The organism is Nocardiopsis sp. EMB25, from assembly GCF_026797795.1.
GTDB classification, from domain to species: domain Bacteria; phylum Actinomycetota; class Actinomycetes; order Streptosporangiales; family Streptosporangiaceae; genus Nocardiopsis; species Nocardiopsis lucentensis.
Map to the genome: position 1 here is coordinate 4187067 of NZ_JAMTDN010000001.1, position 24213 is coordinate 4211279.

At 71.8% G+C, this 24213-nt stretch carries 21 protein-coding genes; 9 read left to right on the forward strand and 12 right to left on the reverse strand.

Translation table 11 applies throughout. The features are described 5' to 3' along the window. Positions 1-34: 34 nt before the first annotated feature. The 3 genes from KIK06_RS18165 to purN are packed head-to-tail and all read right to left on the reverse strand — an operon-like array spanning position 35 to position 3095. Positions 35-886: a bifunctional methylenetetrahydrofolate dehydrogenase/methenyltetrahydrofolate cyclohydrolase gene (locus KIK06_RS18165; protein WP_268644316.1), complete on the reverse strand. Its 852-nt coding sequence runs from the start codon at positions 884-886 to the stop codon at positions 35-37. Positions 887-894: 8 nt separating this feature from the next. Beyond that, positions 895-2463, reverse strand: coding sequence for a bifunctional phosphoribosylaminoimidazolecarboxamide formyltransferase/IMP cyclohydrolase (gene purH, locus KIK06_RS18170; protein WP_268644317.1), 1569 nt, complete (start codon positions 2461-2463; stop codon positions 895-897). Beyond that, the gene (purN, locus tag KIK06_RS18175; protein WP_026127318.1) at positions 2460-3095 is read right to left on the reverse strand and encodes a phosphoribosylglycinamide formyltransferase; all 636 of its coding nucleotides are present in this window, start codon (positions 3093-3095) and stop codon (positions 2460-2462) included. Before purN ends, purH begins: the two co-directional genes overlap by 4 nt. Before the next feature lie 404 nt (positions 3096-3499). On the opposite strand from purN, the gene KIK06_RS18180 reads away from it, so the two are divergent. The 8 genes from KIK06_RS18180 (at position 3500) to KIK06_RS18215 (ending at position 12864) form a co-directional block, all read left to right on the forward strand. Continuing rightward, a complete protein-coding gene (locus KIK06_RS18180; protein ID WP_017597069.1) occupies positions 3500-3895 on the forward strand; it encodes a hypothetical protein in 396 nt (131 codons plus the stop codon). A gap of 194 nt (positions 3896-4089) precedes the next feature. Continuing rightward, positions 4090-5727: a chain length determinant family protein gene (locus KIK06_RS18185; RefSeq protein ID WP_268644318.1), complete on the forward strand. Its 1638-nt coding sequence runs from the start codon at positions 4090-4092 to the stop codon at positions 5725-5727. Continuing rightward, on the forward strand, positions 5727-7115 hold the full coding sequence (locus tag KIK06_RS18190) for a ligase (RefSeq protein WP_268644319.1): 1389 nt from the start codon (positions 5727-5729) through the stop codon (positions 7113-7115). The genes KIK06_RS18185 and KIK06_RS18190 overlap by 1 nt, the downstream gene beginning before the upstream one ends. Beyond that, positions 7112-8335, forward strand: coding sequence for a phosphotransferase (locus KIK06_RS18195; RefSeq protein ID WP_017597072.1), 1224 nt, complete (start codon positions 7112-7114; stop codon positions 8333-8335). Before KIK06_RS18190 ends, KIK06_RS18195 begins: the two co-directional genes overlap by 4 nt. Positions 8336-8419: 84 nt before the next feature. Continuing rightward, the gene (locus tag KIK06_RS18200) at positions 8420-9295 is read left to right on the forward strand and encodes a sulfotransferase family protein (RefSeq protein ID WP_268646056.1); all 876 of its coding nucleotides are present in this window, start codon (positions 8420-8422) and stop codon (positions 9293-9295) included. Further along, the gene (locus KIK06_RS18205; RefSeq protein WP_268646058.1) at positions 9265-10848 is read left to right on the forward strand and encodes a lipopolysaccharide biosynthesis protein; all 1584 of its coding nucleotides are present in this window, start codon (positions 9265-9267) and stop codon (positions 10846-10848) included. The genes KIK06_RS18200 and KIK06_RS18205 overlap by 31 nt, the downstream gene beginning before the upstream one ends. 58 nt (positions 10849-10906) lie before the next feature. Next, positions 10907-11365, forward strand: a complete 459-nt coding sequence (locus KIK06_RS18210; RefSeq protein ID WP_268644320.1) for a UDP-N-acetylglucosamine--LPS N-acetylglucosamine transferase — start codon at positions 10907-10909, stop codon at positions 11363-11365. Then, positions 11362-12864, forward strand: coding sequence for a glycosyltransferase (locus KIK06_RS18215; protein WP_268644321.1), 1503 nt, complete (start codon positions 11362-11364; stop codon positions 12862-12864). Before KIK06_RS18210 ends, KIK06_RS18215 begins: the two co-directional genes overlap by 4 nt. Before the next feature lie 44 nt (positions 12865-12908). Here KIK06_RS18215 and KIK06_RS18220 read toward each other — a convergent pair whose 3' ends face one another. From KIK06_RS18220 to KIK06_RS18235, 4 genes are all read right to left on the reverse strand, one after another. Next, a complete protein-coding gene (locus tag KIK06_RS18220) occupies positions 12909-13481 on the reverse strand; it encodes a 3'-5' exonuclease (protein ID WP_268644322.1) in 573 nt (190 codons plus the stop codon). A 58-nt stretch (positions 13482-13539) separates the two neighbouring features. Next, positions 13540-14685: a glycoside hydrolase family 26 protein gene (locus KIK06_RS18225; RefSeq protein WP_268644323.1), complete on the reverse strand. Its 1146-nt coding sequence runs from the start codon at positions 14683-14685 to the stop codon at positions 13540-13542. Positions 14686-14795: 110 nt separating this feature from the next. Next, positions 14796-15683 carry a sulfotransferase gene (locus tag KIK06_RS18230; protein ID WP_040687935.1) on the reverse strand — a complete coding sequence of 296 codons (888 nt, stop codon included), beginning with the start codon at positions 15681-15683 and terminating at the stop codon, positions 14796-14798. A gap of 109 nt (positions 15684-15792) precedes the next feature. After that, on the reverse strand, positions 15793-16266 hold the full coding sequence (locus KIK06_RS18235) for an ATP-binding protein (protein ID WP_268644324.1): 474 nt from the start codon (positions 16264-16266) through the stop codon (positions 15793-15795). Between the two features lie 367 nt (positions 16267-16633). On the opposite strand from KIK06_RS18235, the gene KIK06_RS18240 reads away from it, so the two are divergent. Further along, positions 16634-17593 carry an IS481 family transposase gene (locus KIK06_RS18240; protein ID WP_268641594.1) on the forward strand — a complete coding sequence of 320 codons (960 nt, stop codon included), beginning with the start codon at positions 16634-16636 and terminating at the stop codon, positions 17591-17593. Positions 17594-18057: 464 nt separating this feature from the next. Here KIK06_RS18240 and KIK06_RS18245 read toward each other — a convergent pair whose 3' ends face one another. The 5 genes from KIK06_RS18245 to KIK06_RS18265 all read right to left on the reverse strand — a co-directional run bounded on the left by KIK06_RS18245 (position 18058) and on the right by KIK06_RS18265 (position 23860). Continuing rightward, entirely contained in the window at positions 18058-19143 is a 1086-nt protein-coding gene (locus KIK06_RS18245) for an IS110 family transposase (RefSeq protein ID WP_268641589.1), read from the reverse strand. 112 nt (positions 19144-19255) lie between these two features. Then, complete coding sequence (gene cysN / locus KIK06_RS18250) at positions 19256-20524, reverse strand: sulfate adenylyltransferase subunit CysN (protein ID WP_017597080.1); 1269 nt, start codon at positions 20522-20524, stop codon at positions 19256-19258. Between the two features lie 106 nt (positions 20525-20630). Then, positions 20631-21563, reverse strand: coding sequence for a sulfate adenylyltransferase subunit CysD (gene cysD, locus KIK06_RS18255; protein WP_017597081.1), 933 nt, complete (start codon positions 21561-21563; stop codon positions 20631-20633). Between the two features lie 50 nt (positions 21564-21613). Further along, positions 21614-22405, reverse strand: a complete 792-nt coding sequence (locus KIK06_RS18260; RefSeq protein WP_026127322.1) for a 3'(2'),5'-bisphosphate nucleotidase CysQ — start codon at positions 22403-22405, stop codon at positions 21614-21616. A 3-nt stretch (positions 22406-22408) separates the two neighbouring features. Next, entirely contained in the window at positions 22409-23860 is a 1452-nt protein-coding gene (locus KIK06_RS18265) for a sugar transferase (protein WP_268646061.1), read from the reverse strand. Positions 23861-24213: the final 353 nt, after the last annotated feature.

The following is a 24213-nucleotide window of genomic DNA, read 5'->3' on the forward strand; positions in this document are numbered from 1 at the left end:
GGTGGCGCAGCCGCGCACCGCCCCCGAACGGCCCTCAGACCGCCTGGCGTTCGGCCGCCTCCACGACGTTCACCAGCAGCATCGCCCGGGTCATCGGCCCCACGCCGCCGGGGTTGGGCGACAGGTACCCGGCGACCTCGGCCACGTCCGGCTGGACGTCGCCGACCAGGCCCGACTCGGTGCGTGAGACACCGACGTCCAGCACGGCCGCGCCGGGCCGGACCATGTCCTTGCCGATCAGCCCGGGGACACCGGCACCGGCGACGATCACGTCGGCCCGGCGGGTGTGCTCGGCCAGGTCGCGCGTACCCGTGTGGCACAGGGTGACGGTGGCGTTCTCCGAGCGGCGGGTCAGCAGCAGACCGAGCGGACGGCCCACGGTGACGCCGCGACCCACCACGACCACCTCGGCGCCGCGCAGCGGCACGTCGTAGCGGGTGAGCAGCTCCACGATGCCGCGCGGGGTGCACGGCAGCGGGGCCTCCTGCATCAGGACGAGCTTGCCCAGGTTGGAGGGCTGGAGGCCGTCGGCGTCCTTGGCCGGGTCGATGAGACCCAGCACCCGGTTCTCGTCCAGCCCCTTCGGCAGGGGCAGCTGGACGATGTAGCCGGTGCAGTCCGGGTCCTCGTTCAGCTCCCGGACCGCCCGCTCCACGTCCTCCTGGGTGGCGTCGGCGGGCAGGTCGCGGCGGATGCTCGCGATCCCCACCTGGGCGCAGTCGCGGTGCTTGCCCCGGACGTAGGAGTGGCTGCCCGGGTCGTCTCCGACCAGGACCGTGCCCAGGCCGGGGGTGATCCCCTTGGCCTTCAACTTGGCCACACGCTCGGCCAGGTCCCCGCGGATGGCCTTCGCGACGGCCTTGCCGTCGAGAATCGTCGCGCTCATGTCGGCTCCTAGTGGAAGAAGTGGCGGGTGTGGGTGAGGTACATGGTGACCCCGGCCTCCTTGGCCGCGGCGATGACCGCCTCGTCACGGACGGAGCCGCCCGGCTGGACGACGGCGCGCACGCCCGCCCCGGTGAGGATCTCCAGGCCGTCGGGGAAGGGGAAGAACGCGTCGCTGGCGGCGACGGAGCCGCTCACGCGGTCGCCCGCGCGGGTGACCGCGAGGCGGGCGGAGTCGACGCGGTTGACCTGCCCCATGCCCACACCCACGGTCGCGCCCCCGGAGGCGAGCAGGATGGCGTTGGACTTGACCGCGCGCACGGCCCGCCAGGCGAAGGCGAGGTCGGCGAGGGTGGTCTCGTCCGCGGGCTCGCCGGCGGCGAGCGTCCAGTTCGCGGGGTCGTCGCCCTCGGCGTCGATCGCGTCACGGGACTGCACCAGCAGACCGCCGCTGATCTGACGGTTCTCCACACCTGTGGCGAAGCCGGGGTTCTCCACGACCAGGAGGCGGATGTTCTTCTTCTTGGTGAGGATCTCGACGGCCTCGGGTGCGAAGCCCGGGGCGACGACGACCTCGGTGAAGATCTCGGCGATCTGCCCGGCCAGCTCCGCCTCGACCGGGCGGTTGGTGGCGATCACACCGCCGAACGCCGACAGCGGGTCGCAGGCGTGCGCGAGGCGGTGCGCCTCGGCGTTGTCCGCGCCGACCGCGATGCCGCACGGGTTGGCGTGTTTGATGATCGCCACGCACGGCGCGTCGAAGTCGTGGGCGGCGCGCAGGGCGGCGTCGGCGTCGACGTAGTTGTTGTAGGACATGGCCTTGCCGTGCAGCTGCTCGGCGCCGGCCAGCCCGACCGGGGGCACGCCCTCGACCGTGTACAGGGCCGCCTTCTGGTGCGGGTTCTCGCCGTACCGCAGCACGTTCTCTCGGGAGTAGCCGATGCCCAGGTAGGACGGCCAGCCCGACTCGGCGCCCTCCTCGTCGGGGGCGTAGGCGCCCGCGAACCAGGAGGCGACCGCCGCGTCGTAGGTGGCGGTGTGACGGAAGGCGAGCCCGGCCAGGCGCTTGCGCTGCTCCAGGGTGAACCCTCCGTCGCGCACGGCCCGGAGGGTGGCGTCGTAGCCGGCCGGGTCGACGACGACGGCGACGCTGGCGTGGTTCTTGGCCGAGGCGCGCACCATCGCGGGACCGCCGATGTCGATCTTCTCGACGCAGTCCGCCGCGGAGGCCCCCGAGGCGACGGTCTCCTGGAACGGGTAGAGGTTGACCACGACCAGGTCGAAGGGGGCGATGCCCAGGCCCTCGATGGTGGCGACGTGGTCGGGGTTGGTCTGGTCGGCGAGGAGACCGGCGTGCACGTGGGGGTGCAGCGTCTTGACGCGGCCCTCCATGATTTCGGGGAAGCCGGTGACGTCCTCGACGGGGATGACGGGGATGTCGGCGTCGCGCAGTCGCGCGGCGGTCGATCCGGTGGAGACGATCTCCACTCCGGCCTCGGCCAAGCCGGCCCCCAGCTCCTCCAGACCGGTCTTGTCGTACACGCTGATCAACGCACGCCTGATGGCCTGCTGGGTCACCGCTGCTCCTTCGTGTCGGTCGCGTCCGTGACGCTGTGCTCGGTGCGGCCGAACCGCACGTGCCTGCCGTCGACCGTCCAGCCCTCGCGGGCGAGCCTGCCGACCGTGTCGACCAGCATCCGCCGCTCCACGCCCTTGATGCGCTCGTGGAGGCTGGACTCGTCGTCGCCGTCCTCGACGGGTACCGCCACCTGGTCGATGATCGGCCCGGAGTCGACGCCCTCGTCGAGGAAGTGGATGGTGGTGCCGGTGATCCGGACACCGTGGGCGAGCGCGTCACGCACGGCGTGCGCGCCGGGGAAGGAGGGGAGCAGCGCGGGATGGATGTTGACCGCGGTGTGACGGCCGAGGACTGCGGGGCCCAGGATGCGCATGAACCCGGCGGAGACCACCAGGTCGGGTTCGTACCGGCTGATCCGGTCGGCCATGGCCGCGTCCCACTCGGCACGGTCGGAGTAGTCTCGGAAGGGAACGACGAACGTGGGCACACCGGCCTTCCCGGCCAGTTCGATACCCCCGGTTCCCCGCCGGTCCGAGCCGACGGCGACGATCTCGGCGCCGTACCCGGGGTCCTTGGCCGCGTCGACCAGGGCGGCCATGTTGCTGCCCGTGCCCGATATGAGGACGACCACTCGCGCGGACAATGTGCTTCTCCCAGTGTGTAGAAGGCGGTGCGGGAGCGGGCTCCCGTGTCCGGGGGCGCCGGGGGACGGCGCAGCATCCGGGGTTCGCGCGCCCACAGGGCTTGGGGCCCGTTCCGGACCGCGCCAGGGGCGTCGCTGGGGGGTGACCCGCGCGTTCCCCGCGGAGCGGTGCCCATGGGGTCATGACGGGTGACGGCCGAACCGAGGCGGCCCGTCCGTGTCCCCACCCTATCGGTCCGGGTAGCGTCGGACCCACGGGGACCGGGCCAAGCGCGCCCGGGACCGGACCGCATCCGACTTCGCGGACCCGCCCCGGAGCCACCGACACCGAGGACGGTCCGCGTACGCACGCGGACCACGGCGCCCGATGGGCGCGTCGAAGGAGTGAAACCGTGACCGACAACAGCCCGGAGCCCCGAACCGACGGGCAGACGCCCAAGGTCGAGCGAGGGGGCCTGTGGGGCCTCTTCCTCGGGATGGCTGGCCTGCTGCTCCAGCCCTACGGCGTCGTGCTGTCCGTGTTCGGTGTCGTCCAGGGGTTCCGCGCGCGCCGGTCGGCGCGGGAGAACCGCACCCAGGCGCCCGGGGCCCTGTTGAGCGTGGCGGTGGGAACGCTCGGCATCGTCATGTCACTCGCGGTGGCCTCGGTGTTCCTGATGTACGACGAGGAGGTGCGGGCCTACCGCGACTGCTCGGCCCGCGCGCACACGGTGTCCACACAGGCGGCGTGTGACGAGGCCTGGGAGTCCGACACCGGCCTGGTCCCGTCGACGGTGTTCACCGGCTGACCCACCCGGACGGGTCGCCCGGAGCCGCGCCGCCCCTGACCGCGGTCACCGTCGGGGCGGCGCGGCCGGTCCTTCCGGATATCCGCCTGCCGGAAACGGCAGTTTCCACAAGCAGCGCGCATCCCCAAGGGGACTACACTTAGTATGCAATCGTTTACTAAAAGTGTCGCACGTGCGCGTGTGGAGAGGACCCGATGGACACCGACGCCCCTGGCCCGCCCGGACCGGAACTGAAGGAGTACACGGCCCTGCTGCGCCGCCGCTGGCGGCTGGTCGGGGTCGGGGTGCTCGGGGGACTGGTCCTCGCCACGGCCGGGGCGGTCGCACTCCCCTCCACCTACGAGTCCACGGCGGCCGTCCAGGTCCGCCCCACCGGCATGGCCGAGTTCACCGGTGAGCGGTCCGGCCGCCTGGCCGGGGACGTCAACCTCGACACCGAGGCGCAGGTCGTGCTGTCCGACCGGGTCTCGGCCGCCGCGGCCGCGGCCCTCGCCGAACCCGACGCCGCCCCGCCGGACACCGGTATGCTGCGGGACCGCGTGTCACTGTCCGTTCCACCCAACAGCAACGTGCTGGAGATCACGTACGCGGCGGGGAGTCCCGAGGCGGCGAGGAAGGGCGCGAACGCCTACGCGCAGGCCTACCTCGAACAGCGTGAGACCGAGGTCGGCGACCTGATCACCGCGCACCTGACCGCCCTGCGCGGCGAGCAGGAGGCCCGCTACGAGGACCTGGCCGAACTGGCCGACGGCTCCTCCGCCCGGGCCGACACCCTGCGTGCCGAGATCGCCGACCTCGGACGCGGTATCGGCCCGCTCACGGCGCTCCAGGAGACCGTCGAGCCCGGCCGGATCATCACCCCCGCGGCCCTCCCCGGGAGCGCGACCTCTCCCATGGTCCCCGTGTGGATCGCCGGCGGCGCCGCCGCGGGGCTGCTCGCCGGGCTCCTCCTCGCGTTCGCACGCGACCGCCTCGACCCGGTCCTGCGCGACACCGAGGACACCGCGCGGATCGGCGGCGTGCCCGTGCTCCTGGACCTGACGGCGCCGGGCCGGGACGCGCCCGGTCTGTTCGGCGACGACGCCCGAGCGGGCCAACGCGTCAACGAGTGCGCCCACGCGGTGCGCGCCCGCGTCCCCTCCCCGGGTGTCCTGCTCGTCGCGGCCACCTCGCCCGGGCGGGCCGGGCCGACCGCCGCCGTCAACCTGGCCGCCTCCCTCGCGCGAACCGGCTCGGACACCCTGTTCGTCCGCGCCGACCCCGCGACCGACACCGCCTCCGACCCGCTGGACCTGCCCCCGGGTCCCGGTCTGGCCGAGGCGCTCCTGGACGGTGAGGACCCCACCGAACTGGAGGTGCGCCCCGACACCGCGCCCCGCCTGCGCGTGCTCCGGTACGGCCGCCCGGGGACCACCGCCCCCACCCAGGGAACCGCCATGCCGGAGCTGCTCGAACTCCTGCGTGAGAGGGCCGAGTACGTGGTGATCGCCGTCCCGCCCGCGACCGAGCGGGCCGACACCCACGCGCTGGCCGCCTCGGCCGACCTGCTGCTCCCGGTGGTCGAGCTCGGCCGCACCCGACGCGCCGACCTCGTGTCGCTGACCACCACCGCCGCCCGCTTCGGCCTACCCGTGCCCGGGGTGGCGGCGCTGCCCCGACAGGCACGTCCCGACGACGCCGCCTCCCGCCGCGCGAAGGAGACCCAGAGCGCGGCCGCGACGGAGGGGGCGGCCGCCGCAGCGCACGGGGCCGCCACGGCCGAGGACTCGGCGGACCGGGCCGGCACCGGTTCGGAGGACACCGCCGCCGACACCGTCGGGGCACGGAACTGATGGCGACACCCGCCGCCCAGCGCCCCCTCCCCGGGACAGGGGTCCCGGTCGGCCCTCCCCCCGGCACCGGTCGTCCGGTGGTCTGGCTGCTGGCCGGGTACCCGCTGTGGTGGGCTCTGGGCCTGGGTCAGTTCGCGTACTGGCTGTTCGCCGTCCCGATGGCGGCGGAGCTGCTCCGCCGCCACCGGACGGTCGGGCTCCGGCTGCCGTCGGGCTTCTGGCTCTGGGCGCTGTTCCTGTTGTGGACCGTGTTCGGGCTGGCCATGGTTTCGCTGGAGGTACCCGGCACCGTCCCGGGCAGCGGAGGGCACGCCGGGGCCGTGCACCGCGTGATCAACTACCTCGTGCTGACCGTCCTCATGCTCTACGTCGGCAACCTGTCCGAGCGCGAACTGCCGACGCGGACGGTCGTGTGGGCCCTGGCCGTGCTGTGCCTGGCCACGATCGCGGGCGGTTACCTGGGCATGCTCGCGCCCCGATTCGAGTTCACCGCGCCCCTGGAGTACCTGCTGCCCGGCCCCCTGGCTTCCGACCCCTACGTCCAGACCCTGGTGCATCCGGCGTCCGCCCAGGTCATGGACATCTTCGGCTACGAGTCGGCCCGCCCCAAGGCACCCTGGGAGTACACCAACATCTGGGGATACATGGTCTCCCTGCTCTTGGTGTGGCTCGTGGTGGGCTGGGTCCTCCAGGGGACCGGCATGGTGCGGTGGGCCGCCCTGGCCGCCGCCGCGGCGGCGGTGGCCCCGATCGTCCACTCCCTCAATCGCGCGCTGTGGGTGGGACTGGTGCTGTCGCTGGCCTACGGCGCCGTCCAGGCGCTGCGCCGCGGCCGTGTGGTGCTGGTGGGCGCCTGCGCCGTCGCGTCCGTCGTCGTGCTGCTCGTGCTGGCCGTGTCACCGCTGGCCGACGTGGTCCGCGCCCGCGCCGACAACCCGCACAGCGACGACGGCCGGGCCGCGAGCAACGCCGCGTCCGTGGCCGCCGCCGACCTGTCACCGGTCGTGGGCTGGGGCACGACGCGGGAGATGGCGGGCAGTTCGGAGTCGATCGCCATCGGCCCCACCGCCGAGTGCCCCGGCTGCGGCCAGCACGTCATCGGCAACGCCGGTCAGCTGTGGATCACCCTCATCGCCAACGGGTGGGTGGGCACCGCGTTCCTCCTCGGCTTCCTCGCCTGGACGGCGTGGCGCCACCGGGCCACGGCCTCTCCGGTGGGGCAGGGCGCCCTGCTGACCGTGCTGCTGCTGTTCTGGTACATGTTCTTCTACGTCGCGCTGATGTCCCCGCTGGCCGTCACCCTCGTCGCCGTCGCCCTGCTCTGGCGCGGCGACGCGCGGCCGACGCCCGGCCCGGTCACCGCGCGCACCAGAGGGGGTCTTCGGTGAACGGCGAGACGACCTACCTGACCGACCTGGCCGCGGTCCTGTGGCCGTGCGGCGGACTGCTCGGCCCCGGGGACGGCGGCGTACGGCGGCTCGTACGGCAGGAACGGGGCAACCAGTACCTGCCGGTCCCCAACGCGCACAACCCGCGCGTGATCCTGCCCGCGCACGACCGATCGGCCGCCACACGGGGCATCGCGTCCTTCTTCCAAGGACACTCGTTCTCCGAACGGGTCCGCGCCGCCCTGCTCACCGGAGCGTTCGCCACGGGCATGGCGCCGCTGCTGCTCCGCGACCGCCTGTACGTGGGCGCGGGGCCCGGCATCGAGCACGCGCTCACCTCCGCGCTCGACCGGAAGCTGGCGATCGCCATCCACCTGGGACCGCCCAGGGCGAACCGCAAACCCGTCCTGCTGCTGCTCACCCCCGGCGGACGGACGATCGGCTACGCCAAGGTCGCCGTGAACGACCTGACGTCGCGCCTGGTGCGCGCCGAGACCCGGGCCCTGCGCCACCTCGCCGACGCCCGGTTCCGAGACGTGACGGTCCCGCGTCTGCTCTACGAGGGCGAGTGGAACAGCCACCCGCTGCTGGTCCAGGAGGCCCTGCCGGTCGGCGACCAGACCGACCGGCCCACCCGCCGCCAGCTGCTTCGATGCGTGACCCAGATCGTCGGGCTGACCGGCGTCCGCGAGCGGCGCCTGTCCGACAGCCCGTACCGGATCGCCCTGGAGGAGCGGATCGCGGCGCTCGGCACACGCCCCGAGGCGGCTCCGCTGCGCGCGGCGCTGCGCCGCCTGCCGGACGTGGCCCTCCCCTTCGGGGCCTGGCACGGGGACCTGACCCGCTGGAACATCGCCAGCACGGCGCGCCGGGCCTTCGTATGGGACTGGGAGCGGCTGACCCTCGACGCGCCCGCCGGGTTCGACGCGCTGCACTACGACCTCAACGAGTGCGTCCAGGCGGGGGTCCACCCCGGTGTGCACCGGTGGCTGGACAGCGGATCACGCTTGCTGCGCGACCCGCTGGTCACCGAGACGGGGCTGCGCCCGCACGCGGTGTCGACGGTCATGGCCCTCTACCTCATCGACCTGGCCACCCGCTACCTGCACGACCGTCAGGACGAGAGCGGAGGCCACCTGGCGGCCGTGGACGACTGGCTGCTCCCAGCGCTGGAAGGCCTCCAGGAGAGGGCGACGCACGAGGCCGCCCACACCGGTTGACACCGATCCGCCCCGCAGCGCCCACAACCGGCCCGGCCGAGGACGGGTCATCCACCACGACCAGCGAAGGACTCCGTGATTCACGTGGACACGCCGCCCGCCGCTCTCCGCCACCTGTCCGACCCCGTACGGCGGGCGCTCCTGCCCCTGGCGGACGGCCTGGGCGGTGTGACCAGCGCCGCGCGTGCCCTGCCCGACGTACTCATCTGCGGCGCCCAGCGGTCGGGGACGACGTCGCTGTTCAAGTCCCTGGCCCGGCACCCCGCGGTCACGGGGCCGACGCTGCGCAAGGGGGTCCACTTCTTCGACGTCGGGTACTCCCGGGGGGAGAGGTGGTACCGGTCGTGCTTCCCGTTGCGCGCCTCTCTGCGAGAGCGCCGGGGGCGACCGCGCGTGCGCGTGATGGAGTCCAGCCCGTACTACCTGTTCCACCCGCTGGCGGCGGAACGGATCGCGCGGACGCTCCCCGAGGTACTGGTCGTGGTGATCCTGCGCGACCCCGTGGAGCGCGCCTACTCGGCACACGCCCACGAGAGCGCGCGCGGGTTCGAGTCCGAGCCGTTCGCGCGCGCGATCGACCTGGAGGAGGGGAGGCTGTCCGGCGAGGAGGAACGGCTGGTCGCGGACCCCCTGTCCTACTCGTTCGCCCACCAGCACCACGCGTACCTGGCACGCGGCCGGTACGTCGAGCAGCTGTCGCGGTTGGAGCGGCACCTCGGGCGGGAGAGGATCCACGTCGTGGACTACGCGGACCTGTTCGACGGCACCGCGCGGACGCTGGCCGGGATCGAGCGGTTCCTCGGCATCCCCTCGGGGCCGGGCACACCACCCGGACGGCACAACGCCCGCCGCCGCTCGTCGATGCCCGAGCCGCTGCGCGCCGAGCTGACCGCGCGGTTCGCCGAGAGCGACGCGCGACTGGCCGAGTGGTGGGGCCGTACCCCCTCGTGGCGCACGTGACCGCCACCGAGGACCGCGCGGGCGCCGGACTGAGCCGCGTCCTGCGCGGCGGTGTGCTCAACATGGCGGGCGCGGCGGTCGGCGCGGGGCTCAACCTGGCGGTGATCGTGACCATCACCCGGGCGTTCTCCCCGGAGACGGCCGGACTGCTGTTCTCCGCGACGTCGGTGTTCCTCATCGCGGCGACGGTGGCGGGTGCCGGGGCCCCGGACGGGCTGGTCTACTTCATCACCCGCCTGCGCGTGCTCGGACGGGCGGAGTCCGTGCGACGACTGCTGCGGGTCGCCATGGGTCCGCCGGTGGCCGCCGCCGGGCTGCTGGGCGTGCTGATGGTGCTGTTCGCCGAGCCGGTGGCGCGTGCTCTGGCGACCGAGGACGCCGAGACCTACCTGCGGCTGCTGGCCGCCTTCGTGCCGTTCGCGGTCATGGTCGACTCCGCCCTGGCCACGACACGGGCGCACCACGACATGACCGCGACGGTCCTGGTGGACAAGGTCGGGCGGCCACTGGCCCAGCTGGCCCTGGTGGCCGCGGTCGCGCTGTCCGGGTCGGCCGGACTGCTGGCGCTGGCGTGGGCGGGCCCCTACCTTCCGGCGGGTGTGCTGGCGTGGTTCTGGCTGGGACGCCTCCTCACCCGGGCCGCTCCGGCGCCGCGGAGGGGCGGCGCGCCGGCGGTCACGGAGGCCGGTACGGGAACGGACGCCGCTCCGGACACCCCAGACGGTCTCCGGAGCGACGGAAGCGTCTCGCCACGCGTGTTCTGGTCCTTCGCCCTGCCCCGTGCCGTGGCGGGGGTGGCCCAGATGGGTGTGCAACGCGGCGGGGTGGTGCTTGTCGCGTTACTGAGCGGGCTGTCGGGCGCGGCGGTGTTCACGGCCGCGACGCGGGTCATGGTCCTCGGCCAGTTCGGCAACCAGGCGGTGCTGTCCGCCGCGCAGCCGCAGTTCGCGGAGCAGCTGGCGACCGGCGACCACACGGGGGTCCGGTCGCTGTACCAGGCGGGGACGGCGTGGCTGGTGTGCCTGACCTGGCCCCTGTACCTCTCCGCGCTGGTGTTCGCGCCGCAGGTCATGAGCCTGTTCGGTCCCGGGTACGCGGCGGGGGTGACCGTCCTGGTGGTCGTGTGCTCGGGGCAGCTGGTCGGGTCGGCGCTGGGGATGGGTGACCTCATCCTGGCGATGACCGGACGCAGCACGCTCAACCTGGTCAACAACGTCCTGGCACTGGCGGCGAACGTACTGGTGTGCGTGGCGTTGGCTCCGGCTCTGGGCGCGACGGGCGCCGCGGTGGCCCTGGTGGTCTCCGTGGTGGTACGCAAGGTGCTGCCGCTGTTACAGCTGCGGAAGCGCGTGGTCCTGCACCCCTTCGGGGACGCGGTGATGCTCGCCGCGGGCAGCGCCGTCATCTGGTTCGCGGCCCTCCCCCTGCTGACGGTGGGCCTCCTGGGGCAGGTTCCGGTGGCACTCGCGGTCTCCATCGCCGTCGGGGCCGTCGGACACCTGGCCACCGTGTGGCGCCTGCGGGGGCACCTCGGCCTCCGGCTGCGAAGTTGAGATCTCCGGCTTGCCACACCACCCGAATCACTACGTTGAGTTATGACATGATGACTCCATGTCTGCTCGACCGGTTCTCCTGGTCGCCTCCAGCGGCGGCCACCTCGCCCAACTCCTGTCCCTGCGGCCCTGGTGGCAGGACAGGCGACGCCTCTGGGTGACCTTCCGCACCCCCGACGCGGTGTCCTCCCTCGGTGAGGAGGACGTGCGCTGGGCCTTCCACCCCACCACCCGCCACGTGGGCAACCTCCTGCGCAACACGTGGCTGGCGGTGCGGGTGCTGCGTGAGGGGCGCCCCAGCGCGGTCGTGACGACCGGGGCCGGGGTGGCACTGCCGTTCTTCGTCCTGGCGTGGTTCCTGCGGATCCCGACGGTCTACATCGAGGTCTACGACCGTCTCGACACCCCCACCCTCACCGCCCGCCTCTGCCGCCCCTTCACCCGCCTGTTCCTCGCCCAGTGGGAGGAGCAGCGGTCGTTCATGCCCAGCGCCATCACGGTAGGACCGCTCTTGTGACCGAACAGACCACCCGCACGACACCGCGCCTCGACGACCGCGACCATCCGGACGTGGTGGTCAGCCTCGGCACGGACCACCACGCGTTCGACCGGCTGGTCCGGTGGGCCGACGACTACGCCCGCCGCAACCGTGACCTGCGCGTCCTCGTCCAGTACGGGCACAGCTCCCCGCCCGAGCGCGCGGCGGGCACCGCCTTCCTCGCGGGCGAGCGGCTCGGCGCCCACATGCGCGCGGCCCGGGTCGTGGTCACGCACGGCGGCCCGGGAACCATCGTCCAGGCCCGCGGAACCGGCCACCTGCCGATCGTCGTGGCCCGCGACCCCGAACTCGACGAGCACGTCGACGACCACCAGCTCCTGTTCGTCAACCGGCTGGAGGAGGCGGGGCGCGTCCGCTCGTGCTCGACCCCCCAGCAGCTCGCCGCCCTGATCGACCGGGCGCTGGCCTCCCCCGGGGACTTCCACGTCCGCCCCGGCGAGGACGACGGCCCCGAGCGCGCCGCCCTGCGCGCCGGCGAGCTCATCGATCTGCTGACCGAGACCCCCGGCACGCCCCTGCCCGAGCCCCGGACGGCGCCCGTCGGCGACGACTGGCCCGACGTGACCGTCGTGGTCCCCACCCGGGACCGGCCCGAACTTCTGCGCCGCACCCTGCGCGCGATCCACGGGCAGGAGTACGCCGGACGGATCACCACGATCGTGGTGTACGACAACGACCAGCCCGACGCCTCCCTGGCCGACGACGACGGTGACCGCCCGGTGCGCGTGGTCACCAACACCCTGACCCCCGGGCTGGCCGGAGCCCGCAACACCGGCGTGCTGGCCGCCGACACCGACCTGGTGGCCTTCTGCGACGATGACGACACGTGGCTGCCCGACAAGCTCCGCGCCCAGGTGCTGGTCATGCTGGCCGAGCCGGACACCGAGTTGGTGTGCTGCGGCATCCGTGTGGTCTACGACCGGGTCGAGGCCGAACGGGTCCTGGACCGGGCCACCGTCACCTTCGGCGACCTGCTCGGCTCACGGCTGACCGAGCTGCACCCGTCGACCTTCCTCATCCGCCGCCGGGCGATGCTCGACGGCTGCGGGACGGTGAGCGAGGAGATCCCGGGCAGTTACGCCGAGGACTACGAACTCCTGCTGCGGCTGGCGCGCCGGCGGCCCATCCGCAACCTGCCCGAGCCGGGCGTACGCGTCCTGTGGCACCGCAAGTCGCACTTCGCCGGGCGGTGGCGGACCATCTCCACGGCGCTGCGCTGGCTGCTGGAGCGCTATCCCGAGTTCGTCCTCGTGCCGCGTGGCTACGCGCGGGTGGCGGGTCAGATCGCCTTCGCGGAGGCGGCGGCCGGACGGCGCGGTGAGGCGCTGCGCTGGATCCGGACCACCCTGAGGCACCGGCTCACCGAGGGCCGCGCCCTGGTCGCCCTGCTCGTCGTGTGCGGGGTCCCCGCCGGGTGGGTGCTGCGCGCGCTCCACCTGCGGGGCAAGGGGGTCTAGGACGAGGGGGTCCGAGGTCCGGGCGCGCGAGCGGTCCCGGCGGTTCACTCCCCGGGGTCGGGCCGGGGCCACGCGTCGCGTTCCACGAGGAACAGCACCAGCGCGGCGATGTTCCAGGCGTCGTCCTCGCCCCGGTGGTGGCGCCCCTCCAGAGGCAGGTCGGCCATGCTCAGGGCACGGGCCATCCCCGGAGCCTTCTTCCGGATGCCGTGGAACGCGCCGAACTCCCGCTTGGCATTCGTGTGGCGGCTCCCGAACGGGTACTCCGTTCCGGTGACCCGGCACTGGTGGACGAACTGGTTCCGGTCGTAGTCGCCCCAACTGGCCCACGGGCGTTCCTTGGCCCCGTGTTCCTCCACCAGCCACCGGCACGCCTCGGCGAAGTCCACGCCGGTGTCCACCTCGGCCTGGGTGAGCGTGGTCAGCTCGGTGCAGAACGCGCTGACCTCGGACCTTCGGGGGCGTACGAGCAGGCCGTGCCTGGCCACACGCCGACGCGCGTCCAGGTCGACGACGGTCAGTCCGATCTCGATGATCTCGTTGGCCTGGCCCGGTGGCGGCGCGCCCCTCCAACAGGTCGCCTCGACGTCGACCACGTTCAGCAGGTTCTGTTCCATGCCGCGACCCTAGGGACCGGCTCCGCCCGTGTCACCCGGTTTTCGTCCCCGTCGGCGCTCAGTCCCTGCTCTGGGCGTAGGCGGCCATCCGGCGGACCCGGTCCGGGAGGTTCACGTAGGGGTCCCGCCCGGCCAGTTCGAAGCCGCGCCGCGCGTACTCGTTGGCGTTGATCCGGAAGTCGCACCCGGAGACCCGGTTGTCCCAGACCTTGACCGCGCGCACCCGCTCGTACCTGCGCAGGACGTCGGGGATGTCGGCGTACCAGCGCAGGGTCTCGCGGGGGCCGATGTCGGTGGTGCCCATCTCGCCGATCATGATCGGTTTGCCGGGGTCGATGCCGTGTTCGGGCCCCTGCTCCTGGATCCACTCGTAGGCGGGTCGCAGGGCGTCCTCGAAGGAGTGCACGCCGTCCCAGTGCGGCATGAGGTCGCAGCCGGTCATGTTGTAGGCCTCGAAGCTGATCCAGTCGACGTAGTCGTTGCCCGGCCACAGGCCGGGGAGACGGTCGAGGTTGTCGCGCCAGCCGGTCACGTTCCACACCCAGATGACGTTGTCGGCGCCCTCCTCGCGGTAGAGGTCGACCACGTGCCGCCAGGAGCGCACGAACTCGTCCGGGGTACCGCGCTTCCGGTAGCGCTTGTTGGCGTCGGCCTCGTGGTCGAAGGTGACGAAGTAGGGCACGTCGAACTCCGCGATCGTGCGCGCCTGGGAGCGCAGCGAGGAGTCGAACCCACCGTCGAGGATGTCCTCGTAGGCGATGTCGGGGTGCCCGGAGCGCTCGAAACGGCGCGCCTCGATGTTGGTGTGCACGAACCGGCCCTCGGCGATCATCCGCCTCTCGCGCTCCCCCGGCACGTCCGCCTGGTCGATGCCGCGCCAGGTGTAGACGAGGTCCATGTCGCGGTCGACGGCGGACTCCAGGGAGTCGATCCGGTCGCCGTAGGGGCTGGCGCCCCACCACACCCCGCAGGAGGGTTCGAGGATCTCGGAGACCCCGCACTCGAACTCGGCCGGCGCGGGCAGGCCGAGCAGGGCGGCGGTGTGCGCCCCGGTCCGATCGACGGGCAGTGGGTGGTCGGTGGGTGGAGAGTGGTCGTCGAGCGGTTCCACGCGCCCCTCGGCGGTGGAGCCCGGCCCCGCCAGTGTCAGTGCGGTGAGCATCGCGCCCACCGCGGCCAGTCCTCGTGTCGGTCCCCTGTTCACGTCAGCGCCCCCAGAGCCAGAACTACACAGAGTTCATAGCTAATGACTTTACGTTATAATTTGGGCACGAAGCAACCCCGCCAGCGCCCTCCGCCCCGACGAACCCCACGTCAGTAGCCATAACGCCCCCGCGCGGGCGCGGTCATCGCCGAGACCAGCCCCCGGCGCCACGGCGCCAGGGAGTCCCGCCAGCCATGGTCGGGGCGCACCCCGACCGGCCCCTGCGAGAAGCGCATCGGATTGCCCGAGAGCGCGTGCGTCCGCGCCAGCGGGACGGCCTCCCCCACCACCGGCGGCACGCCCGTGTACCCGGCGAACTCGGCGATGCGGGCGAACTCGGCGACCGGATCCGCGACGAAGTCCTCGTAGCGCACCCGCAGGGTCGGGGTGCCGCGGCGGGCGAGGGCGTCGAGGGTCGTGTTCTGGGTCACCCACTGCACGGCCGCCCGGCCGGCCGAGTAGCGCGCCATCTCCGGCTCGCTACTGTCCGGGGAGGCGTCCGGGCGCGGCACGCGCTTGCCCCAGGAGTGCGCGACCGCCCGGGGGTCGCGGACCACGTGGAGCAGCCGCATCCGGGCTCCGAACCGCCAGCGCAGGCACGCGGCGAGCGAGGCGTGCTTGCTGGCGTCCACGACCACGTGCGCACCGCTGACCAGCGACACCGCCGTGTACAGGCGGTGGTAGAGATCGGTGTAGCGCTCGTTGCGCGCACCGAGGACGCCCCCGCCGGACCCGTTGAGCAGCATGGGCAGGAAGCGCGTGCGGTCGACGCCGTCCTTGAGCCGCAGCACGCCGCGCGCGTCCAGGCGGTCCCAGCCGCCGAAGGCCTCCTTGCCGACGTCCGACCAGAATCCGCAGTCGGAGAACGGGCGACCGCACCCGCAGCGCTCGTTCTCCAGGAGCCCGCGCCGCCACAGGTGCACGGCCTCCCCGACCGAGCAGAACCCGGGTAGCTCACCGAGGAGCCGCTCGATCAGGGTCGACCCGGAGCGCCCCATCCCACCGACGAACACCAGACGATAGCCATCCACCCGTCCAGGGTATGACCTGGAGTCACGGCGCGTGGCTGAAAAGTGACATTCGGGGGTCGCGCGCGGAGGGCGGGGGTCACCCCGTGGCGACGATCTCCGCCCAGGCGTGGGTGCCGTGGACGCGGTGCGGGGTCAGGCCCCAGCGGGCGGCCAGGTGGTCGACGACGAGGAGTCCGCGCCCGCACTCGGCCTCCTCGTCGCTGTGGCGGTCCACGGCGTGGAGGGCGATGCGCCCGTGGTCGTGGACGTCGAGGCGCAGGGCGGGACGGACGCCGGTCGACCAGGCCAGGTCCAGGTGCACGGGGGGACGGCCGTGCGTGACGGCGTTCGTCACGAGTTCGCTGGCGACGAGGGTCGCCGACTCGACGAGCTCGGTGCGGCCGAGACGGAACAGGAACTGCTCCACCACACGACGGGCGCTGCACGCGCTGGCCAGGACACCCGGGAGGCGGTGGGTCTCACCGGCCACGGCGGGCGTGTCCAGAGCACGCGTGTCGGGCTCCCCCGCCGCGGGGAGGGGGGACGGGTCGACCTTTGCGGTGGAGGGCATCACGCCGTTCCTTCGAACCGGACTCGGTGCCGATCCCCGGTCGGGCGTGTCACACGCCATCCGAGCCGGTGGCACCGGTCTCACCTGCACTGATGCCCCAAGGATGACCCATACGTTGGCAAATGTAAACCTTGTGGTCATTGTGACCGCTGTGAGTACGCGAAGCGCGCTGTGTCCGGTCCGCGTCCACGAGCGGAAACGGGAGCGTCACGGGGTCGCCCCCGTGACGCTCCCGTTTCCGAGAGCGGCGCCCTAGTTGTACTGACCACGGAGGTTGGTAACACCCACCCCGGTCGACGCACAACAAGAGGGCCTTCGGTATCGGTGTGGATTACCACATCTACACCAGCTCACCAGAAGGCCCTCGATGCCCCACACTACCCACGCCAACGCCCGCCTGACCCCCGCAGGACGCCTGCTCCTGGCCCAGTGCGTCGTCGAGGACGGCTGGCCGCTGCGGCGGGCCGCCGAACGCTTCCAGGTCAGTCCCACCACCGCCAAACGGTGGGCCACCCGCTACAGGGCCCTGGGCTCGGCCGGGATGACCGACGCCTCCAGCCGCCCGGCCCGCTCGCCCCGGCGCACCCCCACCCGACGCGAACGCCGCGTCATCAAGCTCCGCGTCACCCACCGGTGGGGTCCGGCCCGTATCGGCGGCCACCTGCGCATGCACGCCTCCACCGTGCACCGGATCCTGACCCGGCACCGCATGTCCCGCCTGGCGCATCTGGACCGGGCCACCGGACGGACGGTACGCCGCTACGAACGGACCCGGCCCGGCGAGTTGGTGCACGTGGACATCAAGAAACTCGGCAACATCCCCAACGGCGGCGGCCACAAAGTCCTGGGACGCCCCCAGGGCCGCAAACACCGTGCCAAGGCCGGGTACGCCTATGTGCACAACGCCGTGGACGACCACTCCCGGTTGGCCTACTCAGAGATCCTGGCCGACGAGAAGAAGGACACCGCGACCGGCTTCTGGGAACGCGCCCACGCCTACTTCGCGTCGGTGGGCATCGTGGTGGAGCGGGTGCTGACCGACAACGGGTCCTGCTACCGGTCCCACACCTGGCGGGACCTGCTCGCCGACCAGGGCGTCAAGCACAAGCGCACCCGCCCCTACCGGCCCCAGACCAACGGCAAGGTGGAACGGTTCAACCGGACCCTGACCGACGAATGGGCCTACGCCCGCCCCTACCGGTCCGAGACCGAGAAGCGGGAGGCGTTCACCGGGTGGCTGCACGGCTACAATCACCACCGGTTCCACACCGCGATCAGCGGCCCTCCCGCTTCTCGTGTACCTAACCTCTCAGGTCAATACACCTGATATGTAGAGGTTGTTTGTCAAGAGCACAGCGCTGACCAGCGGCGATAGGTGGTGATCTGTCACCGCTGATACCCGCCGTGGCGCTTCCCGGCCTTGTTCGATAGCCGCCATCCCGTCACGCTGAGCTGGAAGTCAAGGTGGAGCGCCCCGAGCTTCAGCGAGGGACGAACGACCTTGACTACCAGCGGGGGGCGTGACGACCCTGGGCGTAGCGAGAAGGCCCCGCGGGCCCGGTATGGGGGTCGGCGGGAGAGCGCAACCCGGTTCGCGTGTCATGCACGACGCGTGGTCAGACTGATATGCGCGGGTTGGATACCGCAGGACGGACTGTTCGGCGGGAACGAAACCACGGTCTAGTAGACGAGCGTGGCCGGAACCGAACCGGCTGCTCATAGGTGTTTCGTGGATTGTTCCTCACGCGGTGTCCCCGGCTGAGCGCTCCCACCGACCGGCTTGGGCGGGGCTCACTCTCGTGCCGTGGCCAGGCTCCAGCACCACCCGGCCAGCTCCCGGGCGATCGCGACCGCCGCGACCACGGGTTTCTTACCGCGCTCGTCCAAACGCCGCCAGCGCTGGTGCAGGCGGTGGTTGCCCGCGTGGGCGCGTGCGCGCACCTGCACGGGTGCCTGCTCCCAGCGGGCGCGCATGTCCCGGGTGGGTCGGCGGTAGGGGCGGCGGTGGTGCCAGGCGGCCTCGACCAGCAACCGGCGCACGTGGGTGTTGCCGGTCTTGGTGATGGGCCCCAGCCTGCGGGAGGAGCCCGAGGAGTGCTCGCTGGGGACCAGACCCACGTAGGAGGCGATGGTGGCCCCGGTGAAGCGTTCCCAGTCGCCGATCTCCACCGCGAGGCCGAACGCGGTCAGTGTCGAGATTCCGCGCAGGCAGCGCAGCCGGGCCACCATCGCCGCCCACTCCGGTTCGGTGGCCGCGGTGATGATGGCCGTGTCCAGCCGGTCACGGCGGGCCTGGGTGAGCAGGACCTGCTCGTGGGCGGCTTCGAAGGCCGCCTGCAGGGCCGGTTCGGTGAAGCGCTGGCGGCTGATCCAGTCGTGGTGGGCCCAGGTCCAGGTGTTCTTGCCTTCCCAGAGCAGGCCCTGGCGCAGCAGGAGCTTGGACAGGCGGTGGCGGGCGCGCATCAGGTCGGCGCGGGCGTCCTCGCGGGCCCGGGACAGGTCCCGGGCCGCTTCACGGGTTGGGGTGGGCACCCGGACCGGGGTGATCTCGCCGAGGCGGAGCAGGCGGGCCAGGTGCAGTGCGTCGCGGGCGTCGGTCTTGATCCGGTCGCCGCTGGGTCGTTGGAGTTTGGACGGGGCGGCCACCACGCAGTCGATTCCGGCCCCGGTCAGGGTACGGGCCAGGGCGAAGCCGGTGGGGCCGGCCTCATAGGTGACACGGACCGGGGTCGTGAGGCCGGTGATCCAGCCGAGGATCTGGGTGTGGTCGCTGGTCAGGCGGGTGGTGATGATTTCGCCGGTGGGGCCGCAGATCGCGCACGCGGTGGTGGTGCGGGCGTGCACGTCCAGGCCGACGGTCGTAGGCTCGAAAGACACCGGGACCTCCCACACATGTAGGCACTACCGTCCAGGTTCTGCCTGGTCGGCAACCCACGGCAACGTGTGAGCGGGGTCCCGGCCCTTTTCGCGAACCCTCACTACATACCGTCTAGTCCGCCTTGACGACCATCCCGGCGCCGACCGTGGCGTTGGTGGCCTCGTCGACGAGGATGAACCCGCCCGTCTGGCGGTTCTTGGCGTACTCGTCCACGAACAGGGGCTGGGTGGAGCGCAGCCGCACCCGGCCGATCTCGTTCAGCGCCAGGTGGTCGGCGTCCTCGTCCCGGTGCAGCGTGTTCACGTCCAGCCGGTAGCGCAGATCCTTGACCAGGACCTTCGCGGTGCGCGTCGTGTGCTTGACGATGAGCTTGGAGCGCGGTGTGAGCTTGCGCGCGTCCGTCATCCAGCACACCATCGCCTCGATGTCCTGCGACACGCTGGGCGTGTTGTTGGGCCGGCAGATCATGTCGCCGCGGGAGATGTCGATCTCGTCCTCCAGCAGGAGGGTCACCGACATCGGCGAGTAGGCCTCGGCCACCTCGCCGTCGGCGGTCATGATCCTCGACACACGGGTGCTCAGCCCGGAGGGCAGGTGGGTGACCTCGTCACCCGGCTTGAGCACACCGCCCGCGAGCTGGCCCGCGTAGCCCCGGTAGTCGTGCAGGTCGGGGTCGTCGGACTTGTGCGGCCGGATGACGTACTGCACCGGGAAGCGCGCGTCGATCAGGTTGCGGTCCGAGGCGATGTGCACGTTCTCCAGGTGGTGCAGCAGGGAGGGCCCGCTGTACCACGGCATGTTCTCCGAACGGCTCACCACGTTGTCGCCGTGCAGCGCCGACAGCGGCACGAAGGTGAGGTCGCACACGTCGAGCTTGCTGGCGAAGTCGGCGAACTCCGCCTTGATCTGCTCGAAGCGCTCCTGGGAGTAGTCCACCAGGTCCATCTTGTTCACCGCCAGCACCAGGTGCGGGACCTGGAGCAGGGAGGTGAGGAAGGCGTGGCGGCGGCTCTGCTCCTGGAGGCCCTTGCGGGCGTCCACGAGGATGATCGCCAGGTCCGCGGTGGAGGCGCCCGTGACCATGTTCCGGGTGTACTGGATGTGGCCCGGGGTGTCCGCGATGATGAAGGTGCGCTTGGGTGTGGCGAAGTAGCGGTAGGCCACGTCGATGGTGATGCCCTGTTCCCGCTCCGCGCGCAGACCGTCGGTGAGCAGCGCCAGGTTGGTCTGCTCCTCGCCGCGGGCGGCGCTGGTGCGCTCGACCGCGTCGAGCTGGTCCTCGAAGATCGACTTGGAGTCGTACAGCAGTCGGCCGATCAGGGTGCTCTTACCGTCGTCGACGGAGCCCGCCGTGGCGAACCGCAGGATGTCATTGCTCATGCTTGCCTGGTCCAGGGTCGAAGTGGTGGGAGCTTGAGGCCGGGGCCGGGGCGTGTGCGGTGGACGCCGCCCGTCGCGCGGCGGGGTGTGTGTCCGCCGTGGACGCCTAGAAGTAGCCCTCGCGCTTGCGGTCCTCCATGGCGGCCTCGCTGGCGCGGTCGTCGGCCCGGGTCTGTCCGCGCTCGGTGATCCGGGTCGCGGCGATCTCGGTGATGATGTCGTCCAGCTCCACAGCCGTGGACTTGACCGCGCCCGTGCAGGTCAGGTCGCCGACGGTGCGGTAGCGCACGGTCTCGGTGAAGACCGTCTCGGTCTCGTCGCGCTGGATGATGGGCGAGTCGGCCAACAGGATGCCGTCGCGCTCGAAGACCCGGCGCTCGTGCGCGAAGTAGATGGAGGGCAGCTCCAGCTTCTCGCGCTTGATGTAGCTCCACACGTCCAACTCGGTCCAGTTGGAGATCGGGAACACGCGGATGTGCTCACCGCGCTCGATGCGGGTGTTGAACACGCTCCACAGCTCGGGGCGCTGGTTCTTGGGGTCCCACTGCCCGAACTCGTCGCGGAAGGAGAAGACCCGCTCCTTGGCCCGGGCCTTCTCCTCGTCGCGACGGGCGCCGCCGAAGGCCGCGTCGAAGCCGTTGTCCTCGATGGCCTCCAGCAGCGCGGAGGTCTGGAGTCGGTTGCGGCTGGCCCAGCGGCCGGTCGGCTCGCTGACCTTGCCCGCGTCGATCTGTTCCTGGACGGAGGCCACGACCAGCCGGACGCCCGCCTCGGCGACGCGGCGGTCGCGGAACTCGATCACCTCGTCGAAGTTGTGGCCGGTGTCCACGTGCATCACGGGGAAGGGGATGGCGCCGGGCCAGAAGGCCTTCTCAGCGAGCCGGAGCATGACGATGGAGTCCTTGCCGCCGGAGAAGAGCAGCACCGGCCGCTCGAACTCCGCGGCCACCTCGCGCATGATGAAGATCGCCTCGGCCTCCAGCACGTCGAGCTGGGAGAGCTGGTAGCGCCCGGGCGCCTGCTGACTGGACTGACCCATGAATCCGCCTTTGTGATACCGACACGGCCGACGGCGGAGGGCCTCTTCGGTCAGCCCCCCGCGTGCGGCCCCGCGCTGTCCAGGTCCGCACCGTCGCGGATGCTTGCCAACAACATACCCGACAATTCCGATCGACATACAAGGACATCGGGGAGTAGCGGATCGGACACGTTGTAGCGCAAGGGCGCGCCGTCGATCCGTGAGGTGTGCAGACCGGCGGCGCGCGCGACCGCGACGGGCGCGGCGCTGTCCCACTCGTACTGGCCGCCCGCGTGCACGTAGATGTCGGCGATGCCGAGCATGACCGCGCAGATCTTCGCCCCGGCCGAGCCCATGGGGATCACCTCGGCGCCGAGCTGGTTGGCCATGCGCTGCACGAACGCGGGCGGGCGCGACCGGCTCGCGGTGATGCGCAGGCGCTGGTCCCCGGGGCGCTCGTCCGGCAGCCACGGCGGGTCGACCGTGGATACGGTGCTGCCCTGGGCCGGGAGGGCGACGGCGCCCGCGACGAGGTCACCGTTCTCCCACAGCGCCACGTGCACGGCCCAGTCGGTACGGCCCGCCTCGGCGAACTCCCGGGTTCCGTCGAGCGGGTCGATGATCCACACACGCCGCGCGCGTAGCCGCGACAGATCGTCCGCGCCCTCCTCGGAGAGCACCGCGTCGCTGGGACGCAGCCGCCCGAGGGCGGAGAAGAGGAACTCGTGGGAGGTCCTGTCCCCCAGGGTTCGCAGCACGTCGGGCTCGGCGAACCCGTGCCGGGCCCGCAGGCGCAGCAGGAGCTGGCCCGCCTCGGTCGCCAGGTCCCGGGCCACCTCATGATCGTTTCTGATGCTCTTCACCGGCTAGTAAGCTCCCGCCCCACGGATCACCGCTGACCACGTCTTCCACAGGATCTGGATGTCCAACGTCAGCGACCAGTTTTCCACGTACCTCAGGTCCAGGCGGACCGATTCCTCCCAGGAGAGATCGGAACGGCCGCTGACCTGCCACAGGCCCGTCATACCCGGCTTGACCACGAGTCGGCGTCGGACGTCGTGCCCGTACTGGGCGACCTCCTCCGGCAACGGCGGCCTGGGGCCGACAAGCGACATCTCCCCCCGGACCACGTTGACGAGCTGGGGAAGCTCGTCGAGCGAGTACCGGCGCAGCCATGCCCCCACGGACGTCACCCTGGGGTCGCGACGCATCTTGAACAGCACCCCGTCGTGCTCGTTGCGGGGCCTGAGCATCTCCTTCAGCGCGTCGGCCCCGACCACCATGGTACGGAACTTGTACACGGTGAACTCGTCGCCACCCCTGCCGACACGCGTCTGGGCGAACAGGGCGGGGCCACCGCCCTCGGACCGGATGAGCACGGTCAGCACCAGGAACAGCGGCGAGAGGAGGGCCAGCGCGAGGGCCGCGGCGCAACGGTCGAAGGCGCCCTTGAGCAGACGCCGTCCTCCCTCGAGTTCGGGGTGCTCCACGTGCAGGAGGGGGAGCCCGGCGACCGGGCGGATGGAGGTGCGCGGTCCGGCGACTTCCATGAGCGCGGAGGCGACGATGAGGTCGGTCCCGGTCTTCTCCAGCGCCCACGCCAGCCGCCGCAGTTCGACGCCGTCCATCTCGGGGCAGGCCAGCACGGCCACGGTGTCGGCGCCGACGAGGCTGGCGGCGTCCGCGGCCTCCTCGAAGGAACCCAGGACGGGACACCCCTCCACGGTGTCGGGGCCGCGCCCGTGGGAGGCGACCTCCCCGGAGGGCAGGCACACACCCACGACCCGCATGCCGTGGTAGATCTCCCCGCGGAAGCGGCGGATGAGGTCGCGGGCGGCGCACCGGTAGCCGACGACCACCACCCCGCTCATGCACCGGCCGGACCGGCGGCGCCGGTGCAGGGCCTTGCGGCGGGCGTAGTGCAGGGCCAGGCTCGCCGTGACGATGAGCGGAGGGACGGCGAGGGCGTACCAGCGCGAGAGGTCGAAGGCGACGGCGTAGGCGCTGATCGCGAGCGAGGCCGCCAGGAACACCCCGGCGACGGCGACCCGGCGGTACTCCTCGGTTCCGACCCCGAGGAAGCGCCGCTCGTAGGCGCCACCCAGCCAGACGAAGACGACCCACACCACCGGAAGCAGCAGGGAGAGTTGGAGGTAGGGGACGGCCTCCGGCACCCACACGGAGTCCTGGAACCGGACGACGGTTCCGCCGAAGGCCGGCACGGCGGCGGCGATCAGGTCGAGCGCCACCAGTCCCGCCACGTACGGACGGGTCCACGACCGGCCTCGCGCCTCGGTGTCGAGCCCCTCCGCGCCGATCGGTCGAGCGCTCCGGTTCTGAGCGGTCTCCACCCCGCTGGTTGTGGCCACACTTCCCCCCAAGGACACTACGTGTTCCGAAAACCTCACCATGAGTAACCACACCTGGCGCTTCAGGGCCCATGCGGAAGGGTGGGAGCGGGGCGTGGAGTCGGGTAGCGAACAAGGACTGACGACCCGAACAGTAACCAAAAGTAGTGGAGAAGTCGCGTCTCGTGTCGGCTTGTTGGTGAAGCTAGTCCTGGTCGTCCCAAAAACGTGTCTTCGCCGAGACCGAAACCAGAAGCGTTGGGTGACGACCCACCGATGGGAGGCACCCCGCCGCAGGCGTCCGTACGTGGGAGGCGCCGCGG

Excerpts from the sequence above, each read along its gene's own strand:
- KIK06_RS18165 (WP_268644316.1), bottom strand. The coding sequence starts at position 886 with ATGAGCGCGACGATTCTCGACGGCAAGGCCGTCGCGAAGGCCATCCGC.
- KIK06_RS18185 (WP_268644318.1), top strand. The coding sequence starts at position 4,090 with ATGGACACCGACGCCCCTGGCCCGCCCGGACCGGAACTGAAGGAGTAC.
- KIK06_RS18190 (WP_268644319.1), top strand. The coding sequence starts at position 5,727 with ATGGCGACACCCGCCGCCCAGCGCCCCCTCCCCGGGACAGGGGTCCCG.
- KIK06_RS18210 (WP_268644320.1), top strand. The coding sequence starts at position 10,907 with ATGTCTGCTCGACCGGTTCTCCTGGTCGCCTCCAGCGGCGGCCACCTC.
- KIK06_RS18220 (WP_268644322.1), bottom strand. The coding sequence starts at position 13,481 with ATGGAACAGAACCTGCTGAACGTGGTCGACGTCGAGGCGACCTGTTGG.
- KIK06_RS18230 (WP_040687935.1), bottom strand. The coding sequence starts at position 15,683 with ATGGGGCGCTCCGGGTCGACCCTGATCGAGCGGCTCCTCGGTGAGCTA.
- KIK06_RS18235 (WP_268644324.1), bottom strand. The coding sequence starts at position 16,266 with ATGCCCTCCACCGCAAAGGTCGACCCGTCCCCCCTCCCCGCGGCGGGG.
- KIK06_RS18240 (WP_268641594.1), top strand. The coding sequence starts at position 16,634 with ATGCCCCACACTACCCACGCCAACGCCCGCCTGACCCCCGCAGGACGC.
- cysN (WP_017597080.1), bottom strand. The coding sequence starts at position 20,524 with ATGAGCAATGACATCCTGCGGTTCGCCACGGCGGGCTCCGTCGACGAC.
- cysD (WP_017597081.1), bottom strand. The coding sequence starts at position 21,563 with ATGGGTCAGTCCAGTCAGCAGGCGCCCGGGCGCTACCAGCTCTCCCAG.